The organism is Streptomyces sp. NPDC056296, from assembly GCF_042268605.1.
Lineage (GTDB): Bacteria > Actinomycetota > Actinomycetes > Streptomycetales > Streptomycetaceae > Streptomyces.
In genome coordinates this window covers 1-19,513 of the sequence record NZ_JBHJRX010000081.1, presented here as the reverse complement: position 1 = coordinate 19,513, position 19,513 = coordinate 1, and the positions used below count along the sequence as shown (strand labels likewise).

The window sequence follows — 19,513 nt, the reverse complement described above, 5'->3', positions numbered from 1 at the left end:
GCGCATCACCTCAGACTTCTCGACGCAACCCAAGTGTCACATGAGCTGGTTCGGGCGGCCCCGCCCTCCCCATACCTCGGAGGAATTCTGGAAACGACTCTTGTGCACCCCCAGGCGTTCACTTAACCTCGCAGCAACATCGAAGCGCTTCGACTACGAGGCTCCACCCGGAAGTGCACCCGAGGTACCTGAGGCACCTGGCTCACCTGGTGCAACCTGGTGCACTTTGCGGTGCGACGGAAACCGGGCCTTCCTCCGACGACCGCTTCAGCTCAGCCAGTTCCACTCGAGACACCGCAGCCGACGGCCACCGCCGGGTGTCCTGGTGCGCCACGAAGGGTTGACGCAATGACGCCGAACGCCGCCTCCGGCCCCAGCCGGAGAAAGTTCCTCGCCTCCACGGCGGTCGCCACCGCAGCGGTGGCGGGAGGGATGCCGCTGCTCTCCGCGTGCGGCGGTGGGTCGGACGGAGGTTCGCGGGACGGCACCACGTCGGGCAAGGACGCCAAGAAGCTGCTGCCGACGTACGTGGCCGGCAACGTGGTCACCCCCGACATCCCCAGCAAGAACGGCTCCGCGGTCGGCTTCACCAGCAAGCTCGACCTCTCCGACCTGAAGACCTCGGTGCCGAGGAAGCTCGGCAAGGGCGGCAAGGTCACCATCATGTCGCCGTTCTGGGGGTCCCCGCCGAAGGAGGACAACGCCTACTACAAGGCGATGAACGACCTCATCGGCGTCGACGTGGTCTGGCAGAACCAGGACGGCAACACCTACGACCAGAAGCTCGGCGCCGTCCTCGCCTCCAGCGAGGTGCCCGACGTGATGGTCGTGCCCGGCTGGAACATGACCGGCAAGATCCCCAGCGCCATCATCGGCAAGTTCGCCGACCTGGGCCCCTACCTCTCCGGCGACGCCGTCAAGGACTTCCCCAACCTCGCGGCGATACCCACCGACGCCTGGCAGCGGTCCATCTTCGGCGGCAAGCTGCGCGGTCTGCCGATGCCGTCCTCGTACGTGACCGGCATCGTGCCGCTGTACCGCCAGGACATCTTCGAGAAGGAGGGCTACGAAGTCCCCCGGTCCTGCGACGAGTTCATGGCGCTGGCCAAGGAGGCCACCAACGCGAAGGCCAAGCGCTGGGCCTGCCTGGACATGAAGTGGACCGCCTTCAACGCCTTCGGCGTGCTCTCCGGCAACGAGAAGTCGCTCGGCTGGAACCAGGTCGACGGCAAGCTGATCTACCGCATCGAGACCGACGAGTACCTCGAGGCCCTGGAGTGGACGCGCATGCTGTTCGCCGCCGGCGTCGTGCACCCCGACGCGAAGCTGGGCAAGAGCAACGCCGCCGACCCCGGGCCCAAGTTCGCCGCCGGCGAGTTCCTCATCTACAACCAGGACTCCTCGCAGTGGTGGAGCCGCACCGCGGAACAGGCCACCCAGAACCCGGAGTTCAAGATCTGGGGCATGGACATCTTCGGGCACGACGGCGGTGACCCCACGCTGTGGGCGCAGAACCCGGCCGGCATCTTCGCCTTCGTCAACAAGAAGGCGTCCGAGTCCGTGATCCGCGACGTGCTGGCCATCGCCAACGTCACCGCCGCGCCGTACGGCACCAAGGAGTACATGGCCACCAACTACGGCGTGGAGGGCACCCACTACGCCGTCAGGGACGGCGTGCCCACCAAGACCGACCAGGGCAACATCGACGTGATGAACGCCTACGTGATGGTGGCGAGCCCCGCCGCGACCATCGCCCACCCCGACTTCCCCGAGGTCGCCAAGGGGCAGGTCGAGTGGCAGCAGCGGATGGGGGCCGTCACCAGGAAGCCCACCTTCTACGGCATGCAGGTCACCGAGCCCGCCCGCTACACCAACCTCTCCAACGACTTCGAGCAGCTGGAGGACGACGTCGTCCGCGGCCGCAAGAAGATCAGCGACGTGCAGCAGGCCGTCTCCGACTGGAAGAGCAAGGGCGGCGACAAGCTGCGCGACTGGTACAAGAAGCTGCTCGACGAGAACGGCACGGCGGCGAGCTGACCGGTACCGAGGCAAGGAGAACGGCCGTGTCCCACAACACGGTGCCTCGGACCAGAGCCGAGGCCGAAGCGACGAAGAAGACCCCGGTGGCGTCCGACGACGCTGTCGGCTCCCGCGAGGACAAGCCGCACACAGGGAAGCACGCAGGGAAACTGAGCCTCAGGCTGAGGTTCCGGCGTGACCGCGTGCTGGTGCTGATGACACTGCCGGCCGTCCTGCTGGTGCTGCTCTTCAACTACGTACCGATCCTCGGCAACGTCGTCGCCTTCCAGGAGTACGACCCCTACATCAGCGACAACGGGATCGTCTCCATCCTGCACAGCCCGTGGGTGGGTCTGGAGAACTTCCAGCGGATCTTCGAGGACTCGGCCTTCTGGAACTCCGTGCGGAACACCCTGCTGCTGTTCGTCCTCCAACTGGTGCTGTACTTCCCGATCCCGATCCTGCTCGCGCTGCTCATCAACAGTGTGGTCCGGCCCCGGGTGCGGGCGATCTCGCAGGCCATCCTCTACCTGCCGCACTTCTTCTCCTGGGTGCTGGTCATCGCCGTCTTCCAGCAGCTGTTCGGCGGTGCCGGGCTGCTGTCCCAGCTGCTGCGCGACCACGGGTACGACGGGCTCAGCCTCATGACCGACCCGGACACCTTCAAGTTCCTGGTCACCGCGCAGAGCGTGTGGAAGGACGCGGGGTGGGGGATCATCGTCTTCCTCGCCGCGCTCGCCTCGGTCAGTCCCGACCTGTACGAGGCCGCCGCGATGGACGGTGCCAACCGCTGGCGCCGCATGTGGCACGTCACGCTGCCCGCGCTGCGTCCGGTCATCGCCCTGCTGCTGGTGCTGCGCGTGGGTGACGCCCTGACGGTCGGCTTCGAACAGATCCTGTTGCAACGCGACGCCGTCGGGCCGGGCGCCGCGGAAGTCCTGGACACCTTCGTGTGGTGGAACGGCGTACGCAACCAGGACTTCGGCTACGCGGCCGCCGCCGGTCTCGTCAAGGGCGTCATCAGCCTCGGCCTGGTCCTGATAGCGAACAAGGTGGCCCACCTCATGGGCGAGCAGGGGGTGTACAAGAAGTGACCGCCGTTCACGAAGTGACCGCCGCGATCGACGAGCCCGCGCGGGGGCCCGGCCGGTGGGCGGCCCCGCCCCGCCCGGTGTGGGAGGAGAAACCCAGCCGGGCCGGCCTGGCCGGCAAGGGGCTGGTCCTGCTGCTGGCCTGCCTGGCCATCCTGTTCCCGCTGTGGATCGTCGTCGTCACCAGCCTCTCCTCGCGCAAGTCCATCGACGAGGCCGGCGGGCTGGTGATGATCCCGACGGACATCACCTTCGTCGCCTACCAGGAACTGCTCAGCGGCGGCCAGGTCACCCGCGCCGCGCTCGTCAGTATCGGTATCACTCTCGTCGGCACCCTGTTCTCGATGGCGGTGTCGGTGCTGTGCGCCTACGGGCTGTCCCGCAGCGGCTCTCTCGGCCACCGCGGGATCCTCATGACGCTGCTGGCCACGATGTTCTTCAGCGCGGGCCTCATCCCCACCTACCTGCTGGTGCAGTCCCTGGGGCTGATGGACAGCTACCTCGCGCTGATCCTGCCCAGCGCGATCAGTGTCTTCAACATCCTCGTGCTGCGCGGCTTCTTCATGGGCATCTCGCAGGAGCTGATCGACAGCGCCCGCATCGACGGCGCCGGTGACCTGCGCATCCTGTGGCAGATCGTCCTGCCGCTCTCCCGCGCGGTCGTCGCGGTGATCACGCTGTTCTACGCCGTCGGCTACTGGAGCGCCTGGTTCAACGCCTCCCTGTACCTGAACGACCAGGACATGCTGCCCCTGCAGAACGTGATGATCCAGCTCGTGCAGAAGCAGGAGGCGCCGGTCGGCCTCGGCCAGGCGATCAAGACCGGTGAACTCTCCGGCCTCGCCGTGCAGATGGCGGTGATGGTCATGGCCCTGCTGCCGGTGGCCGTGCTGTCGCCGTTCGTCCAGCGTCACTTCAAGAAGGGGATGCTGACCGGCGCCGTGAAGGGCTGACGCCCTCACCCCCAGCCCCGTCGTGGCCGGTCTCACCTGTCCGGCGCCCGGCCACGACGGACCCGCTCGCCCCGCCCACCTCCGCTCGCCCCGCCTACCTCCGCTCGCCCCGCCTACCTCCGCTCGCCCCGCCCACCTTCGCTCGCCCCGCCCACCTCCGCTCGCCCCGCCCACCTCCGCCCCGAGCCGCACAGAACGAGGTATGTCATGCATGCGTCCGTGTCACGCAGCCCGAGCCGGCGCGCCGTACTCGCCGGGACCGCGGCCGCCGCCGCGCTCACCGCCGTTCCGTTCGCCCCCGGGCGCGCGCACGCCGCCGAGGACACGGCGGACGCCCCCGCCGCCCCGGCGTACCGCTGGCGCAACGTCGTCATCGGCGGCACCGGGTTCATCACCGGCGTCCTCTTCCACCCCCGCGTCCGCGGGCTCGCCTACGCCCGTACCGACATCGGCGGCGCCTACCGCTGGGACGACCGCGCCGACCGCTGGATCCCGCTCCTGGACCACCTCGGCTGGGACGACTGGAACCTCCTCGGCGTCGAGGCGATGGCCGTCGACCCCGCCCACCCGAACCGGCTCTATCTGGCCTGCGGCACCTACTCCCAGGCATGGTCGGCCAACGGCGCGATCCTGCGCTCCGAGGACCGGGGCAGGACCTGGCAGCGCACCGACCTCACCGTGAAGCTCGGTGCCAACGAGGACGGCCGGGGCACCGGCGAGCGGCTCCTGGTCGACCCGCGCGACAGCGACACCCTGTGGCTGGGCACCCGGCACGACGGCCTCTGGAAGTCGACGGACCGCGGCGCCACCTGGACCCCCGTCACCGGCTTCCCGGCCACCCCGAACGCCACCGGCCAGGGCGTCACCCTCCTCGTCGCCGCCCGCCGCACCGTCTACGCCGGCTGGGGCGACGCCGACGGCACCGCACCGAACCTCTTCCGCACGCCCGACGGCACCACCTGGCAGCCCGTCCCCGGTCAGCCCTCCGGTACCGCGGCCAAGGTCCCGATACGCGCCGCGTACGACCGGCACACCCGCGAGCTGTACGTGACGTACGCCGACGCACCGGGCCCGAACGGCCAGTCCACCGGCAGCGTGCACAAACTGCGCACGACGAACGCCCGTTGGACCGAGGTCACGCCCGTACGGCCGGGCGGTACCACGGGCGACGGCGCGACCGACAGCTTCGGCTACGGCGGCGTCGCCGTCGACGCCCGCCGCCCCGGTACCGTCGTCGTCTCCACCAACAACCGCTGGGCGGCCGTCGACACCCTGTACCGGACCACCGACGGCGGCCGCACCTGGACGTCCCTGAAGGACTCCGCTGTCTTCGACGTGTCCGAGACTCCTTTCCTCAAGTGGGGCGAGGACGCCCCGAAGTTCGGCTGGTGGATCCAGGCCGTCGCCCTCGACCCGTACGACTCGAAGCACCTCGTGTACGGCACCGGCGCCACCCTCTACGGCACCCGCGATCTGCGCCACTGGGCCCCGCAGATCCGCGGCCTGGAGGAGACGTCCGTGACCCAGCTGATCTCGCCCCCGGTCGGGGGAGCGCACCTGCTCAGCGGGTCACGGGACATCGGCGTGATGTACCACGAACGGCTCACGGCGTCTCCGGCGCGCGGCATGGCGACGAACCCCGTGTCCGGGTCGGCGACGGGACTCGCGCAGGCGGCGGGCAGACCGGCGTACGTCGTCCGGGCGGGCTGGGGCGATCACGGCAACGGCGCGTACTCCCACGACGGCGGACGGACCTGGGCGCCCTTCGCGGCCCAGCCCGACATCGCCAAGAACGCACCGGGGCCGATCGCCACCAACGCCGACGGCAGCGTGCTCCTGTGGTCCTTCGTGCACTGGGACGGCACGAAGTACGCGGCTCACCGCTCGGCGGACAACGGCACGACCTGGTCCGAGATCCCCTCCTTCCCGAAGGGCGCCACGCCGGTCGCCGACCCGGCCGACCCGACGCTCTTCTACGCATACGACACCGACACAGGAACGCTACTCGCCAGCACTGACAGTGGCCGTTCCTTCACCCGCCGTGCGACCGGACTGCCCGCCGGAGACGCCCAGTTCAAGCTGGTCGCGGCGCCCGGCCGGTCCGGCGACCTGTGGCTGAGCACCAAGTGGAACGGCCTCCACCGCTCCACCGACGGCGGCGTCACCTTCACCAAGCTCACCAGCTGCTGGGCCTCCCACACCCTCGGCTTCGGCAAGGCCGCCGACGGCGCCGACTACCCGGCGATCTACCAGGTCGGCTCCACCGAGGCCATCACCGCCGTCTACCGCTCCGACGACGAGGCGAAGAGCTGGACGCGGATCAACGACGACCGGCACCAGTGGGGGTGGACCGGCGAGACGATCACCGGCGACCCCCGCGTGTACGGCCGCGTCTACCTCGCCACCAACGGACGCGGCATCCAGTACGGAGACCCCCGCTGATGCCCAGCCTGTCGGACACCACCCGCCACCGCATCCTCTACGGCGGCGACTACAACCCCGAGCAGTGGCCCGAGGAGACCTGGCACGAGGACGTCCGCCTGATGAAGGACGCCGGCGTCAACTCCGTCACCCTCGGCGTCTTCTCCTGGTCGAAACTCGAACCACGCCCCGGCGTCCACGACTTCGCCTGGCTGGACCGCCTGATGGACCTGATGCACGCAGGCGGCATCGGCGTCGTCCTCGCCACCCCCACCGCCTCGCCCCCGCCCTGGCTCGGGCACCTCCACCCGGACACCCTGCCCCACGACGAGGACGGCCGCACCGAGTGGTGGGGCGGCCGGCAGCACTTCTCGCACTCCAGCGCCACCTACCGCCGCCACGCCGCCGCCATCACCGAGGCCCTGGCCGCCCGCTACGCCGGCCACCCCGCCCTCACCATGTGGCACATCAACAACGAGTACTGCACCTACGACCACGGCGACGAGGCCGCCACCCGCTTCCGCCGCTGGCTCCAGGACCGGTACGGCACTCTCGACGCCCTCAACACCGCCTGGGGCACCGCCTTCTGGAGCCAGGGCTACGGCGACTGGGCGGAGATCCTGCCGGCCCGCCGCACCCACTACCTGAAGAACCCGACCCAGGTCCTCGACTTCCGGCGCTTCACCTCCGACATGCTCCTGGAGTGCTACGTCGCCGAACGCGACATCGTCCGCCGCCACACCCCGCACCTGCCGGTGACCACCAACTTCATGCCGCTCTGGTCCGGCCAGGACGCCTGGCGCTGGGCCCAGGGGGAGGACGTCGTCTCCGTCGACCTCTACCCCGACCCGCGCGACCCCCTCGGCGCCCAGGAAGGCGCCCTGGTCCAGGACATGACCCGCTCGCAGGCACGCGGCCCGTGGATGCTCATGGAACAGGCGGCCGGACCCGTCAACTGGCGCGGCGCGAACCACCCCAAGCCGCGCGGCCTCAACCGCCTGTGGTCCCTGCAGGCCGTCGCCCGCGGCGCCGACGCCGTCTGCTACTTCCAGTGGCGCCAGTCGAGGCAGGGCGCCGAGAGGTTCCACTCCGGGATGGTCTCCCACGCGGGGGCGGAAGGCCGTACGTACCAGGAGGTCAAGCAGCTCGGCGCCGACCTCGCGAAGCTCGGCCCGCACGCGGCGGACACCACGGTCACCGCCGACGTCGCCGTCCTGCACGACTGGCACTCCTGGTGGGCCGGTGCCCAGGACGGCCGCCCCTCCACCCGCTTCGAGTACCCCGACGTCCTGCGCGCCTGGCATCGCGCGCTGTGGGAAGCCCACCTCACCACCGACTTCGCCCACCCGGAACACGACCTGACCCCCTACACGACGGTCGTCGTACCCCAGCTCTACGCGCTCACGGACGCGGCCGTCGACAACCTCCTCGCCTTCGTCCACGGCGGCGGCACCCTCGTCTGCGGCTTCCTCACCGGCGTCGCCGACGAGGACGACCGGGTCAGGCCCGGCGGCATGGACGCCCGGCTGCGCGAGCTGTTCGGCATCCGCGTCCTGCACGAGTGGTGGCCCCTGGAGGCGGACGAGACGGCCGCCTGCGACGGCTTCCGGGGCACCCTGTGGTCGGAGGAGATCGAGCCCGACGGCACCGCCACCGAGACCGTCCGCTACAAGGGCGGCGAGCTGGACGGACTCCCGGCCGTGCTGCGCAAGGGCCGCGCCTGGTACCTCTCGACCCTCCCGGAGCCGGACGCGCTGCGCGACCTGCTCGCCCGCATCGCCGCCGACGCGGGCGCCCGACCGGTGCTCGACGGACTCCCGGCCGGCGTCGAGGCCGTACGCCGCGGCGACCTGCTGTTCCTCCTCCACCACGGCCGCGACCCGGTCACCGTCGACGTCCCGGGCACCCACCGTGACCTGCTGACCGACGCGACCGTCACCGACCGCGTCACCCTCGGCCGCCACGGCGTGGCCGTCCTCACGGAGCCGGCCTCATGACCGGTACGCCGGTACACGGCACCTGGGAGCCCGAGCCCGCCGCCCGCTGGGAGGACGCCTTCCTGAGCGGCAACGGCCATCACGGCGCCCTCGTGTTCGGCGATCCGAACGCCGACCGGGTCATCGTCACCCACCACACGCTCGTCCGCCCGAACGGCGACGACGAGAACCGCCGCCCGCCCCGGCTCGCCGCCGAACTCCCCGCCCTCCAGGACCGCCTGTTGGCAGGTGTCACGACGGCCGCCGAGGGCTTCACCGACGGCCGCCCGCTGCGATGGGTACGCCCCTTCCACCCGGCCTTCCAGCTCCGCCTGAACAGACCACCCGGCGACACCCACGCCGCCTACCGCCGCTCCGTCGACTTCACCACCGGCGAGACGACCGCCACCTGCTCCGACTGGACCAGCCGTGTCTTCGTCTCCCGAGCCGACGACGTGATCGTCCAGCACGTCACCGCCCCGCACCTCACCCTCGACCTGTCCCTCGACGCCCGTCTCCCCGGCGCCCCCGCCGGGCTGGGCGTCGGCCACGGCGCCGTCCTCACCCCCGAGGGCGCCCAGCTCAGCCTGCGCGCCCGCTACCCCGGCAGCGGCCTGACGTACACCGGCGTCACCCTGGTCGCGGTCACCGGCGGCACCACGAAGCTGGTCCCGCCCGGCGTACTCGTCGAGGGCGCCACGGAGGTACTGCTCCTGACCCGGGTGCGCCGGCACACCGGCGAGCTGGACGTGGTCACCGAGGGCCGGACCCTGCGCGACCTGCCGGACGGGACGTCGTACGACCGTCTCCTCGACCGCCACCTCGCCCTCCATCGCACCGCCTACGACCGCGTCACCCTCGACCTCGCCGCAGACCCCGCCGAACGCGCGCTGCCGGGCTCCGCGCTGCTCGAACGCCCCGGCGGCACGGCCCTCCTGGAGCGTCTGTTCGCCGCCGGCCGCTACCACCTCCTGTCGGCGAGCGGCCTCCTCCCGCCCCGCCTGACCGGCCTGTGGACCGGCGACTGGAACACCGCCTGGTCGGGGGCGTTCACCACCAACGCCAACCTCAACCTGCAGACCGCCTCCGCCGTGGCCGCCGCCCTCCCCGAGGTCACCGAGGCTCATGCCGCCCTGGTCCACGGGCAGCTCCCGGACTGGCGGGACAACGCCCGCGCGATCTTCGGCACCCGCGGTGTCGTCGCCCCCTCGCACACGGACGGCGAGTCGGGTCACACCTACCACTTCAGCCGCGAGTACCCGCTGCACCTGTGGACGGCGGGCGCCGACTGGCTGCTCAAGCCCCTCGTCGACCACGACGAGACCCGCGGCGTCCACGACCCCCGCACCACCGCCGCGCTCGCCGAGGCCGCCCTCTTCTACGAGGACTTCCTCACCCGGACCGACGACAGCGGCCACGTCCTCGTCGTCCCCTCCTACTCGCCCGAGAACCGTCCCGCGAACGCCAGTTGGGGCACCGTCAACGCGGCCATGGACCTCTCCGCCGCCCGGCACGCCCTGCTGACCGCCGCCGACCGCCACCCCGAGCACGCCGACCGCTGGCGCGCCCTCGCCGACCGCCTCCCACCGCACCGGACCAACGCCGACGGAGCCCTCGCCGAATGGGCCCGGCCCGGACTGCGGGACACCTACGACCACCGCCACCTCAGCCACCTCTACGGCGTCTGGCCACTCGACGAGATCAACCCGTACGACACCCCGGCCCTCGCCGAGGCCGCCCACCGGGCCCTCGCACTGCGCGGCGCCGAGAACCACTCCGCCCACGGCCACCTCCACCACGCCCTGATCGCGGCCCGCCTCCGGGACGCCGAACGGGTCGCCCACGCCCTCGGCCAGGTACTCGACGGCGACTTCTTCCACGCGTCCCTGATGAGCGCGCACTACCCCCACCGCGACGTCTACAACGCGGACGCCGCGCACGCCCTCCCGGCCGTGCTCATCGAGATGCTCGTGCAGTCCACCCCCGACCGGCTGGTCCTGCTGCCCGCGCTCCCGGAGCGCTGCCGTGAGGGCCGGCTCACGGGCGTACGCACCCGGTTCGGAGCGGAGCTGGACCTCGGCTGGGCGGCCGACGGCACGGCGACGGCCGTCCTGCGCCCGGACCGCACCCACCGCATCGAACTGAGGACTCCCTCCGGCGCCGAACCGCTCGACCTGGCCGCCGGAGAGGACCGCGTCATCAGCGTCAAGGCGCGGTAGCAGCACCGCAACTCCCCCCACCATGGAAGGAACCCCATGGCACCACGCACCCGCACCCGCACCCGCACCCTGACCGCCCTCCTCGCCCCGGCCCTCGCGCTCGGCGCCACCGTCGTTCTCGCCTCCGCACCCGCCCAGGCCGCCGTCTGGAACTCCTGCGACCAGTGGGGCAACACGCAACTGAACGGCTACACCCTCTACAACAACATCTGGGGATCCGGCGCCGGCGGCCAGTGCGTCTGGGCCAACTCCGGCACCAACTGGGGCGTCTGGGCCGACCACCCGGGCACCGGCGGTATCAAGTCCTACCCGAACGCCAAGAAAGTGATCAACAAGCCGATCACCTCCCTCGGCTCACTCAGCAGCAGCTACGACGTCACGGTCCCGTCGTCCGGCGCGTACAACACGTCGTACGACATCTGGGACACGGACTACGACTACGAGATCATGCTCTGGGTCAACCACCACGGAGCCGTCGGCCCGCTGGGCAGCCCGCAGGGGACGGTCGCCCTCGGCGGCCACACCTGGAACGTCTACAAGGGCGACAACGGCACCAACGAGGTCTTCTCGTTCCTGCGCACCTCGGACTCGAACTCGGGGAGCGTCCAGATCCTGCCGATCCTGAAGTGGATCAAGGACACCAAGGGCTGGATGGGCAACGAGACCATCGGCGATGTGCAGTTCGGCTACGAGATCACCTCGTCGCCCGGCGGCCTGGACTTCCGGACCAACAGCATGTCCGTCAGCAGCAGCTGACGCAGTCCCGGGCGGGGGCCGGCCGTGCCGTCAGGCGCGGTCAACCTCGGCCCGCAGCGCGTTGTACCCCGCGAAGGCGGATTCGACGTCGGCGCGGGTCAGGCCGTAGCGGGACAGCTCGTACCGGTGCGGGCGGGTGCCCTTGGGGCGCGCGGCGACAGCGGCGAGCCGGGCGGCCTCGTCGCCCGTCCAGCGGGCGCCGACGGCGGCGTAGAGCTTGGGCGCGCCGGCGGCCGGATCGGTGCCGAGCCAGGAGTACGGGACATCAATCAGCCTCTCCTGTGGAAGGACGGCACGGGCCGCGACACCGCGCGCCGCGGAGCGGCTCAGCAGATCCAGCCAGGTGGCGCCGATGCCGCGCGGGTCGACGGGGCGGGTGCTGACGGCCATGCCGTGCTCGACCAGGCTGCAGAACGACGCCACGACAGTCACCGGGTCGCGGTGGGTCCACACGATGGTGGCGTCCGGGAAGACGGTGTGCAGCGCGTCGAGGTTCTCCAGGTGCATGGGGGACTTGAGGATCCAGCGGCGGCGCGGACGACCGTACTGGAGCACCTGGTAGACCTGCTTGAGGTGGCGGTAGTCGGCGACGAAGTCCCGCTCGTAGTGCCAGGCCTGGTATTCGGGTATCCGTGCCGAGGAGAGCGGCATCAGCGCGTGCGGCAGGGCGAAGGTGCACTCCTCGGGGCCTTCGGCGGTCATCGGGTGGATGTCGCGGAAGCGCGGCGTGAGCAGGTTGATGCCCTCGACCATCCGGCGCGCGGGCGCCGTCGCCTTGCGTCGCCCACCGGGCGGCACCTCCAGGTCGGGGTTGAGCAGCTCCCACAGCAGGGGGCAGCGGTGCTCGTCCGACAGGGACAGCACGCCGTGCGTGAGCGTCGTCGCGGTGCGCGGCAGGCCCACCACGAACACCGGGTTCTCGACGGGTTCCCGCTCGACGTCCGGGTGCTCGGCGATCAGCCGCCGGATCCGGGCCCGGCCGGCGAGGTGTCTTCCGACGTGGCCCCGCGCGGACTGCCAGCCGACCGGCGTGAGGTTCTCGGCACCGGCCCACCAGCGCAGCAGGGAGCGGAAGTCGTCGGCGAACCGCTCGTCGCCCTCCGCCCCTCCCGCCCGCGCGAGGATCCGGTCGAAGGCCCGGTCGGGCGCGTGCCGGGAGCCGAACGCCGGCCGCAGCAACTGGTTGGCGAGCCGGAGGGCGAGAGGAGTCGAGGGCACGTTCTGCCTTTCGGTGGCGGTCAACTCTGCGACGCTCCTTTTAAGTTGACCCGCCGCCCCGCCCGGCAATCTTCTTCCCCCGGCGGAAACCGTTACTCCTGAGCCACCGGCAGCTCGGCCCCGTCCCGCAGGAACAGCGGTATACGGTCCAGCGGCGCGTCGACCGTCACGGCCGCCTCGCCCTCGTACGTCTCACCCGTCCACGCGTTCGTCCAGCGCGCGCCTGGTTCTGGGAGAGCGGGGCTGACCATCAGCTTGATGCCAGCGCGGTGGTCTACGGCCGGACGGGCGCCGGCCCCGAGCTGGCCCGGACCGTCAGCTCCGGTGCGAGCAGCACGACCTCGTCGCTCCCGCGCCCGTCGAGCTTGGCGACCAGCTGCTCGACGGCGTGCCGGCCCATCTCCTGCGCGGGCACGGCGACCGACGTGAGCCGCACCGAGGCCTGGGTGGCGACCTGCTCGGGGCAGACCGCGACCACCGACACGTCCTCGGGCACGGCCCGGCCCTGCTGGCGCAGCAGGGCGAGCAGCGGCTCGACCGCGGACTCGTTCTGGACGACGAACCCGGTGGTGTCCGGGCGTTCGTCGAAGACACGGGCGAGGGTCGCGGCCATCGCGTCGTACCCGCCCTCGCAGGGCCGGTGCAGCAGCCGCAGCTCCAGTTCCCGCGCGCGGGTGCGCAGCCCGTCGAGGGTGCGTTCGGCGAAGCCGGTGTGCCGTTCGTAGACCGCGGGCGCCTCGCCGATGACCGCGATGTCGCGGTGACCCAGCTTCGCCAGGTGCTCCACGCACAGCGCGCCGGTCGCCCGGAAGTCGAGGTCGACGCAGGTCAGCCCCGTGGTGTCGGCGGGCAGGCCGATCAGCACGGACGGCTGGTCGGTGCCGCGCAGCAGGGGCAGCCGCTCGTCGTCGAGTTCGACGTCCATGAGGATCATCGCGTCGGCGAGCCCGCTGCCGGTGACGCGGCGCACCGCGTCGGGGCCCTCCTCGCCGGTGAGCAGCAGGATGTCGTACCCGTGGGTGCGCGCACTGGTCGCGACCGCGATGGCGATCTCCATCATCACCGGTACGTACATGTCGGTGCGCAGTGGGATCATCAGGGCGATGATGTTCGACCTGCTGCTGGCCAGGGCGCGGGCACCGGCGTTCGGATGGTAGCCGAGCTTCCGGATGCTCTCCTCGACCCGCTGCCGGGTGGTGGTGGAGATGGACCGCTTGCCGCTGAGGACATAGCTCACCGTGCTCGCCGAGACTCCGGCGTGCTGGGCGACCTCGGCGAGGGTGACCATCCAGCTCTCCAAGCTTTGTGAAGCGCTTCGACAGCGCGCGGGGTGGATGTAGGCGGGTGAGGGTGGTTCGACAGTAACCCCAGTAGGGGTGGGTGTCCATAGGTTGTCGAAGCGCTTCGACACCTTCTTTCTCCGCCGCACCCTCTCCGAGGTATCGGCCGAACGGCCGCACGAAGGGTGGTGGGACCGCCCGGGATCGGGTAGATACGATCGGGTAGCACCGACTAGTAACGTACGTCCGCAGGTTCGCGAACGACGAACCGTCGCGATCTCCGTGGACGTACCTCCCCCGATGCCGATTCGCGGCGAGGTGAGCCTCATGTCCGCAGCAACCACCCCCTCCTCCCGATCCACCGTCACCGAACGTGAGGCCCGCGAGGTCGCGGAGGCGGCCCGGGAACAGGACTGGCGCAAGCCGAGCTTCGCCAAGGAGCTGTTCCTCGGCCGCTTCCGCCTCGACCTCATCCACCCCCACCCGCTCCCGGCCGGCGAGGACGTCCAGCGCGGCGAGGAGTTCCTCGCCAAGCTGCGCGACTTCTGCGAGACGAAGATCGACGGGGCCGTGATCGAGCGCGACGCACGGATCCCGGACGAGGTGATCACCGGGCTGAAGGAGCTGGGCGCCTTCGGCATGAAGATCGACACAAAGTACGGCGGTCTCGGCCTCACCCAGGTCTACTACAACAAGGCCCTCGCCCTGGTCGGATCCGCGAATCCCGCGATCGGCGCGCTGCTCTCCGCCCACCAGTCGATCGGCGTGCCGCAACCGCTGAAGATGTTCGGCACCCAGGAGCAGAAGGACACGTTCCTGCCGCGCTGTGCCCGCACCGACATCTCGGCGTTCCTGCTGACCGAGCCGGACGTCGGCTCGGACCCGGCCCGCCTGGCCACCACCGCCGTCCGGGACGGCGACGACTACGTCCTCGACGGCGTGAAGCTGTGGACGACCAACGGCGTGGTCGCCGACCTGCTCGTCGTGATGGCCCGCGTCCCGAAGTCGGAGGGTCACAAGGACGGCAAGGACGGCAAGGGCGGCATCACCGCCTTCGTCGTGGAGGCCGCCTCCGAGGGCGTCACGGTCGAGAACCGCAACGCCTTCATGGGTCTGCGCGGCCTGGAGAACGGCGTCACACGCTTCCACCGCGTCCGCGTCCCGGCCGCCAACCGCATCGGCCCCGAGGGCGCCGGGCTCAAGATCGCCCTGACCACTCTCAACACCGGCCGGCTCTCGCTCCCCGCCATGTGCGTCGGCGCCGGCAAGTGGTGCCTGAAGATCGCCCGAGAGTGGTCAGCGGTGCGCGAGCAGTGGGAAAGCCGGTCGCGCTGCACGAGGCGGTCGGCTCGAAGATCTCGTTCATCGCGGCGACGACCTTCGCGCTGGAGGCGGTTCTGGACCTGTCGTCCCAGATGGCGGACGAGGACCGCAACGACATCCGCATCGAGGCCGCCCTCGCCAAGCTCTACGGCTCCGAGATGGCCTGCCTGATGGCCGACGAGCTGGTCCAGATCCGCGGTGGCCGCGGCTTCGAGACCGCGGCCTCCCTCGCCGCCCGCGGCGAGCGAGCGGTGCCCGCCGAGCAGATCCTGCGCGACCTGCGCATCAACCGGATCTTCGAGGGCTCCACCGAGATCATGCACCTGCTGATCGCCCGCGAGGCCGTCGACGCCCACCTTTCGGTCGCCGGCGACCTGATCGACCCCGACAAGACCCTGTCGGACAAGGCGCGGGCGGGCGCGCAGGCGGGCGTCTTCTACGCCAAGTGGCTGCCGAAGCTGGTCGCCGGACCCGGTCAGCTCCCGCGCTCCTACGCCGACTTCCACCCGTCCGGCCACCCCGACCTGTCCGGACACCTGCGCTACGTCGAACGCACCGCCCGCAAGCTGGCCCGCTCCACCTTCTACGCCATGTCCCGCTGGCAGGGCCGGATGGAGACCAAGCAGGGCTTCCTGGGCCGGATCGTCGACATCGGCGCCGAGCTGTTCGCGATGAGCGCCGCGTGCGTGCGCGCCGAGCACCTGCGCGCCGAGGGCGACCACGGGCGCGAGGCCTACCAGCTCGCCGACGCCTTCTGCCGCCAGGCCCGCATCCGCGTCGAGGAACTCTTCGGCCGCCTGTGGACCAACACCGACGACCTCGACCGCAAGGTCGTCAAGGGCGTGCTGGGCGGCGCGTACGAGTGGCTGGAGCAGGGCGTCGTGGACCCGTCGGGCGACGGTCCGTGGATCGCGGACGCCACCCCGGGCGAGTCACGGCGGGCGAACGTCCACCGCCCCATCAGGTAGGACGGGCGTACGTCGGATCCCCCGCCGGGGCCGTCCAGTGCCCCGGCGGGGCGGAGCACCACCCCGCCGGAGCGACCCCCGGGCCGCTCCGGGTCGAAGGCGCACGGGCACCACGACACCCGTGCGAGGGACGCGCTGTCCTCCCGCAGGGCGGATGCGGCAACAATGGGAGGATGAGCGACAGTCCAGCCCCACTCGCCGACCCTCACCTCGTCTTCGACCCGGTGGCGGGCGACGGCCCGAAGGACGTGGTGATCCTCGGGTCCACCGGGTCGATCGGCACCCAGGCCATCGACCTCGTGCTGCGCAACCCGGACCGCTTCCGGGTCACCGCCCTGTCCGCCAACGGCGGCCGGGTCGCCCTCCTCGCCGAGCAGGCGTACCGGCTGAGGGTGCGGACCGTCGCCGTCGCCCGCGAGGACGTCGTCCCCGCGCTGCGGGAGGCGCTGAGTGACCAGTACGGCAGTGGGGAGCCGCTCCCCGAGATCCTCGCCGGACCCGACGCGGCCACCCAGGTCGCCGCCTCCGACTGCCACACCGTCCTCAACGGCATCACCGGCTCCATCGGGCTGGCGCCGACCCTGGCCGCCCTGGAGACGGGCCGCACCCTCGCGCTCGCCAACAAGGAATCGCTCATCGTCGGCGGCCCGCTGGTCAAGGCGCTCGCCAAGCCGGGCCAGATCATCCCGGTCGACTCCGAGCACGCCGCCCTCTTCCAGGCGCTGGCCGCCGGCACCCGCGCCGACGTGCGCAAGCTGGTCGTCACCGCGTCCGGCGGCCCGTTCCGGGGGCGTACGAAGGAGCAGCTGGCGAGCGTCACCGTCGAGGACGCCCTCGCCCACCCCACCTGGGCCATGGGCCCGGTGATCACGATCAACTCCGCCACCCTCGTCAACAAGGGCCTGGAGGTGATCGAGGCGCACCTCCTCTACGACATTCCCTTCGACCGCATTGAGGTGGTCGTGCACCCGCAGTCGTATGTCCACTCGATGGTTGAGTTCACGGACGGATCGACACTGGCCCAGGCGACGCCCCCCGACATGGGCGGGCCCATCGCCATCGGCCTCGGCTGGCCCGAACGCGTCCCCGACGCCGCCCCCACCTTCGACTGGAGCAGGGCCTCGACCTGGGAGTTCTTCCCGCTCGACAACGAGGCCTTCCCCTCGGTGAACCTGGCCCGGCACGTAGGGGAGCTCGCGGGCACGGCCCCGGCGGTGTTCAATGCCGCCAACGAGGAGTGCGTCGAGGCGTTCCGCTCCGGTGCGCTGCCGTATCTCGGGATCATGGAGACCGTCACGCGGGTGGTCGAGGAACACGGCACCCCCCGTTCGGGAACCTCGCTCACCGTCGCGGACGTCCTCGAAGCGGAGACCTGGGCACGCACCCGGGCCCGGCAACTGGCGGCACAGACGGCGGAGGCCCGTGCATGACGACCCTGATGTTCATCCTCGGCATAGTCGTCTTCGCGGTCGGCCTGCTGTTCTCGATCGCCTGGCACGAGCTGGGGCACCTGTCCACGGCCAAGCTCTTCGGCATCCGCGTGCCGCAGTACATGGTCGGCTTCGGGCCGACACTTTTCTCGCGGAAGAAGGGCGAGACCGAGTACGGGGTCAAGGCCATCCCGTTCGGCGGCTACATCCGCATGATCGGCATGTTCCCGCCCGGCGCCGACGGCCGGGTGGAGGCACGCTCCACCTCGCCCTGGCGCGGCATGATCGAGGACGCCCGCTCGGCCGCCTTCGAGGAACTGCAGCCGGGTGACGAGAAGCGCCTGTTCTACACGCGCAAGCCCTGGAAACGCGTCATCGTGATGTTCGCGGGCCCGTTCATGAACCTCATCCTCGCGGTGGTGCTGTTCCTCACCGTCCTGATGGGCTTCGGCATCTCGCAGCAGACCACCACCGTCAGCTCCGTCTCCCAGTGCGTCATCTCGCAGAGCGAGAACCGCGACGACTGCACCAAGTCCGACCCGGCCTCCCCGGCCGCGGCGGCCGGCCTCCGCGCGGGCGACAAGATCGTCGCCTTCGACGGCGTAAGGACCGACGACTGGGACCGGCTGTCCAACATGATCCGCGCCAACCCCGGCGAGAAGGTGCCGGTCGTCGTCGAGCGCGGCGGCCAGGAGGTCACCCTCCAGGCGACGATCGCCACCAACCAGGTCGCGAAGAAGGACGCGAACGGACAGATCGTCGAGGGCGAGTACGTCACCGCCGGCTTCCTCGGCTTCAGCGCCGCCACCGGCGTGGTGAAACAGGACTTCGGCCAGTCCGTGACCTGGATGGGCGACCGGATCGGCGACGCCGTCGACTCCCTCGCCGCCCTGCCCGCCAAGATCCCCGCCCTGTGGGACGCGGCCTTCGGCGACGGACCACGCGAGGCCGACTCCCCGATGGGCGTCGTCGGCGCCGCCCGCGTCGGCGGCGAGATCGCCACCCTGGACATCCCGCCCACCCAGCAGCTCGCCATGTTCATCATGCTCGTGGCCGGCTTCAACCTCTCCCTGTTCCTCTTCAACATGCTCCCGCTGCTGCCGCTCGACGGCGGCCACATCGCGGGCGCACTGTGGGAGTCACTGCGCCGGAACGCGGCCAAGGTGCTGCGCCGTCCGGACCCGGGGCCGTTCGACGTGGCGAAGCTGATGCCGGTGGCCTACGTGGTGGCGGGCATCTTCGTCTGCTTCACGCTGCTCGTCCTGGTGGCGGACGTCGTCAATCCGGTACGAATCAGCTGAGATGTGGACGGTCCGGCCCATTCGACTGATTCGAAAGGATCGAATCGGTACGGACCGGACAATCACCGCGATCCGAAGAGAAGCCCGATCCGGGGAGCATGTCCCTCCGGTTCGGGCTTCACGCCGGTCACCCGGCAGATGGACGCCAAAGGGTGTACTCCCGTACGCCGTGTGCCCGGCGTTCACGTCGGTGCCGTAATCTCGAAGGCCGGAGCCCGCCGCTGAACGGGACCGGACCTTGATCCACGACTTGGGGTTGCACAGCAGATGACTGCGATTTCTCTCGGCATGCCGGACGTTCCGACCAGGCTCGCGGAGCGCCGCAAGAGCCGGCAGATCCAGGTCGGGCCCGTGGCGGTGGGCGGCGACGCCCCCGTGTCGGTGCAGTCCATGACCACGACCCGCACCTCCGACATCGGCGCGACGCTCCAGCAGATCGCCGAGCTGACGGCGTCCGGCTGCCAGATCGTCCGGGTGGCCTGCCCGACGCAGGACGACGCGGACGCCCTCTCCGTGATCGCGCGGAAGTCGCAGATCCCGGTGATCGCGGACATCCAC

At 70.8% G+C, this 19,513-nt stretch carries 12 protein-coding genes and 2 pseudogenes; 11 read left to right on the top strand and 3 right to left on the bottom strand.

Annotated elements, in window-relative coordinates; genetic code table 11:
• The first annotated feature begins 348 nt into the window (after positions 1-348).
• The 7 genes from ACFCZF_RS37250 (at position 349) to ACFCZF_RS37220 (ending at position 11,435) form a co-directional block, all read left to right on the top strand.
• A complete protein-coding gene (locus tag ACFCZF_RS37250) occupies positions 349-2,037 on the top strand; it encodes an extracellular solute-binding protein (protein WP_376675429.1) in 1,689 nt (562 codons plus the stop codon).
• Between the two features lie 26 nt (positions 2,038-2,063).
• A complete protein-coding gene (locus ACFCZF_RS37245) occupies positions 2,064-3,113 on the top strand; it encodes an ABC transporter permease (RefSeq protein WP_376675428.1) in 1,050 nt (349 codons plus the stop codon).
• A 14-nt stretch (positions 3,114-3,127) separates the two neighbouring features.
• Positions 3,128-4,063: a carbohydrate ABC transporter permease gene (locus ACFCZF_RS37240; protein WP_376675438.1), complete on the top strand. Its 936-nt coding sequence runs from the start codon at positions 3,128-3,130 to the stop codon at positions 4,061-4,063.
• Positions 4,064-4,270: 207 nt separating this feature from the next.
• Positions 4,271-6,505, top strand: coding sequence for a 1,4-beta-glucanase (locus ACFCZF_RS37235; protein ID WP_376675427.1), 2,235 nt, complete (start codon positions 4,271-4,273; stop codon positions 6,503-6,505).
• Complete coding sequence (locus ACFCZF_RS37230; RefSeq protein WP_376675426.1) at positions 6,505-8,481, top strand: beta-galactosidase; 1,977 nt, start codon at positions 6,505-6,507, stop codon at positions 8,479-8,481. The genes ACFCZF_RS37235 and ACFCZF_RS37230 overlap by 1 nt, the downstream gene beginning before the upstream one ends.
• Positions 8,478-10,679: a glycoside hydrolase N-terminal domain-containing protein gene (locus tag ACFCZF_RS37225; RefSeq protein WP_376675425.1), complete on the top strand. Its 2,202-nt coding sequence runs from the start codon at positions 8,478-8,480 to the stop codon at positions 10,677-10,679. Before ACFCZF_RS37230 ends, ACFCZF_RS37225 begins: the two co-directional genes overlap by 4 nt.
• 36 nt (positions 10,680-10,715) lie before the next feature.
• Complete coding sequence (locus tag ACFCZF_RS37220; RefSeq protein ID WP_376675424.1) at positions 10,716-11,435, top strand: hypothetical protein; 720 nt, start codon at positions 10,716-10,718, stop codon at positions 11,433-11,435.
• A gap of 30 nt (positions 11,436-11,465) precedes the next feature.
• Here ACFCZF_RS37220 and ACFCZF_RS37215 read toward each other — a convergent pair whose 3' ends face one another.
• The 3 genes and pseudogenes from ACFCZF_RS37215 to ACFCZF_RS37205 form a co-directional block, all read right to left on the bottom strand.
• Complete coding sequence (locus ACFCZF_RS37215; RefSeq protein ID WP_376675437.1) at positions 11,466-12,653, bottom strand: sulfotransferase; 1,188 nt, start codon at positions 12,651-12,653, stop codon at positions 11,466-11,468.
• Positions 12,654-12,745: 92 nt separating this feature from the next.
• Positions 12,746-12,967 (bottom strand): annotated as a pseudogene (locus ACFCZF_RS37210) (hypothetical protein); the annotation flags it as partial.
• The gene (locus tag ACFCZF_RS37205; protein ID WP_375918181.1) at positions 12,928-13,941 is read right to left on the bottom strand and encodes a LacI family DNA-binding transcriptional regulator; all 1,014 of its coding nucleotides are present in this window, start codon (positions 13,939-13,941) and stop codon (positions 12,928-12,930) included. The gene ACFCZF_RS37205 and the pseudogene ACFCZF_RS37210, both read right to left, overlap by 40 nt.
• 319 nt (positions 13,942-14,260) lie before the next feature.
• On the opposite strand from ACFCZF_RS37205, the pseudogene ACFCZF_RS37200 reads away from it, so the two are divergent.
• The 4 genes and pseudogenes from ACFCZF_RS37200 to ACFCZF_RS37185 form a co-directional block, all read left to right on the top strand.
• A pseudogene (locus ACFCZF_RS37200) lies at positions 14,261-16,224 on the top strand (acyl-CoA dehydrogenase family protein).
• A gap of 173 nt (positions 16,225-16,397) precedes the next feature.
• Complete coding sequence (gene dxr, locus ACFCZF_RS37195) at positions 16,398-17,654, top strand: 1-deoxy-D-xylulose-5-phosphate reductoisomerase (RefSeq protein WP_376675423.1); 1,257 nt, start codon at positions 16,398-16,400, stop codon at positions 17,652-17,654.
• An 8-nt stretch (positions 17,655-17,662) separates the two neighbouring features.
• Positions 17,663-18,955: an RIP metalloprotease gene (locus ACFCZF_RS37190; RefSeq protein WP_376675436.1), complete on the top strand. Its 1,293-nt coding sequence runs from the start codon at positions 17,663-17,665 to the stop codon at positions 18,953-18,955.
• A gap of 267 nt (positions 18,956-19,222) precedes the next feature.
• Positions 19,223-19,513 (top strand): flavodoxin-dependent (E)-4-hydroxy-3-methylbut-2-enyl-diphosphate synthase (locus ACFCZF_RS37185; RefSeq protein ID WP_376675422.1); only part of this gene is annotated, 291 nt, incomplete at its 3' end.

What these genes read in the sequence shown, in the direction of transcription:
- ACFCZF_RS37235 (WP_376675427.1), top strand. Translation starts at nt 4,271, where the DNA reads ATGCATGCGTCCGTGTCACGCAGCCCGAGCCGGCGCGCCGTACTCGCC.
- dxr (WP_376675423.1), top strand. Translation starts at nt 16,398, where the DNA reads ATGAGCGACAGTCCAGCCCCACTCGCCGACCCTCACCTCGTCTTCGAC.
- ACFCZF_RS37225 (WP_376675425.1), top strand. Translation starts at nt 8,478, where the DNA reads ATGACCGGTACGCCGGTACACGGCACCTGGGAGCCCGAGCCCGCCGCC.
- ACFCZF_RS37220 (WP_376675424.1), top strand. Translation starts at nt 10,716, where the DNA reads ATGGCACCACGCACCCGCACCCGCACCCGCACCCTGACCGCCCTCCTC.
- ACFCZF_RS37190 (WP_376675436.1), top strand. Translation starts at nt 17,663, where the DNA reads ATGTTCATCCTCGGCATAGTCGTCTTCGCGGTCGGCCTGCTGTTCTCG.
- ACFCZF_RS37250 (WP_376675429.1), top strand. Translation starts at nt 349, where the DNA reads ATGACGCCGAACGCCGCCTCCGGCCCCAGCCGGAGAAAGTTCCTCGCC.
- ACFCZF_RS37205 (WP_375918181.1), bottom strand. Translation starts at nt 13,941, where the DNA reads ATGGTCACCCTCGCCGAGGTCGCCCAGCACGCCGGAGTCTCGGCGAGC.
- ACFCZF_RS37230 (WP_376675426.1), top strand. Translation starts at nt 6,505, where the DNA reads ATGCCCAGCCTGTCGGACACCACCCGCCACCGCATCCTCTACGGCGGC.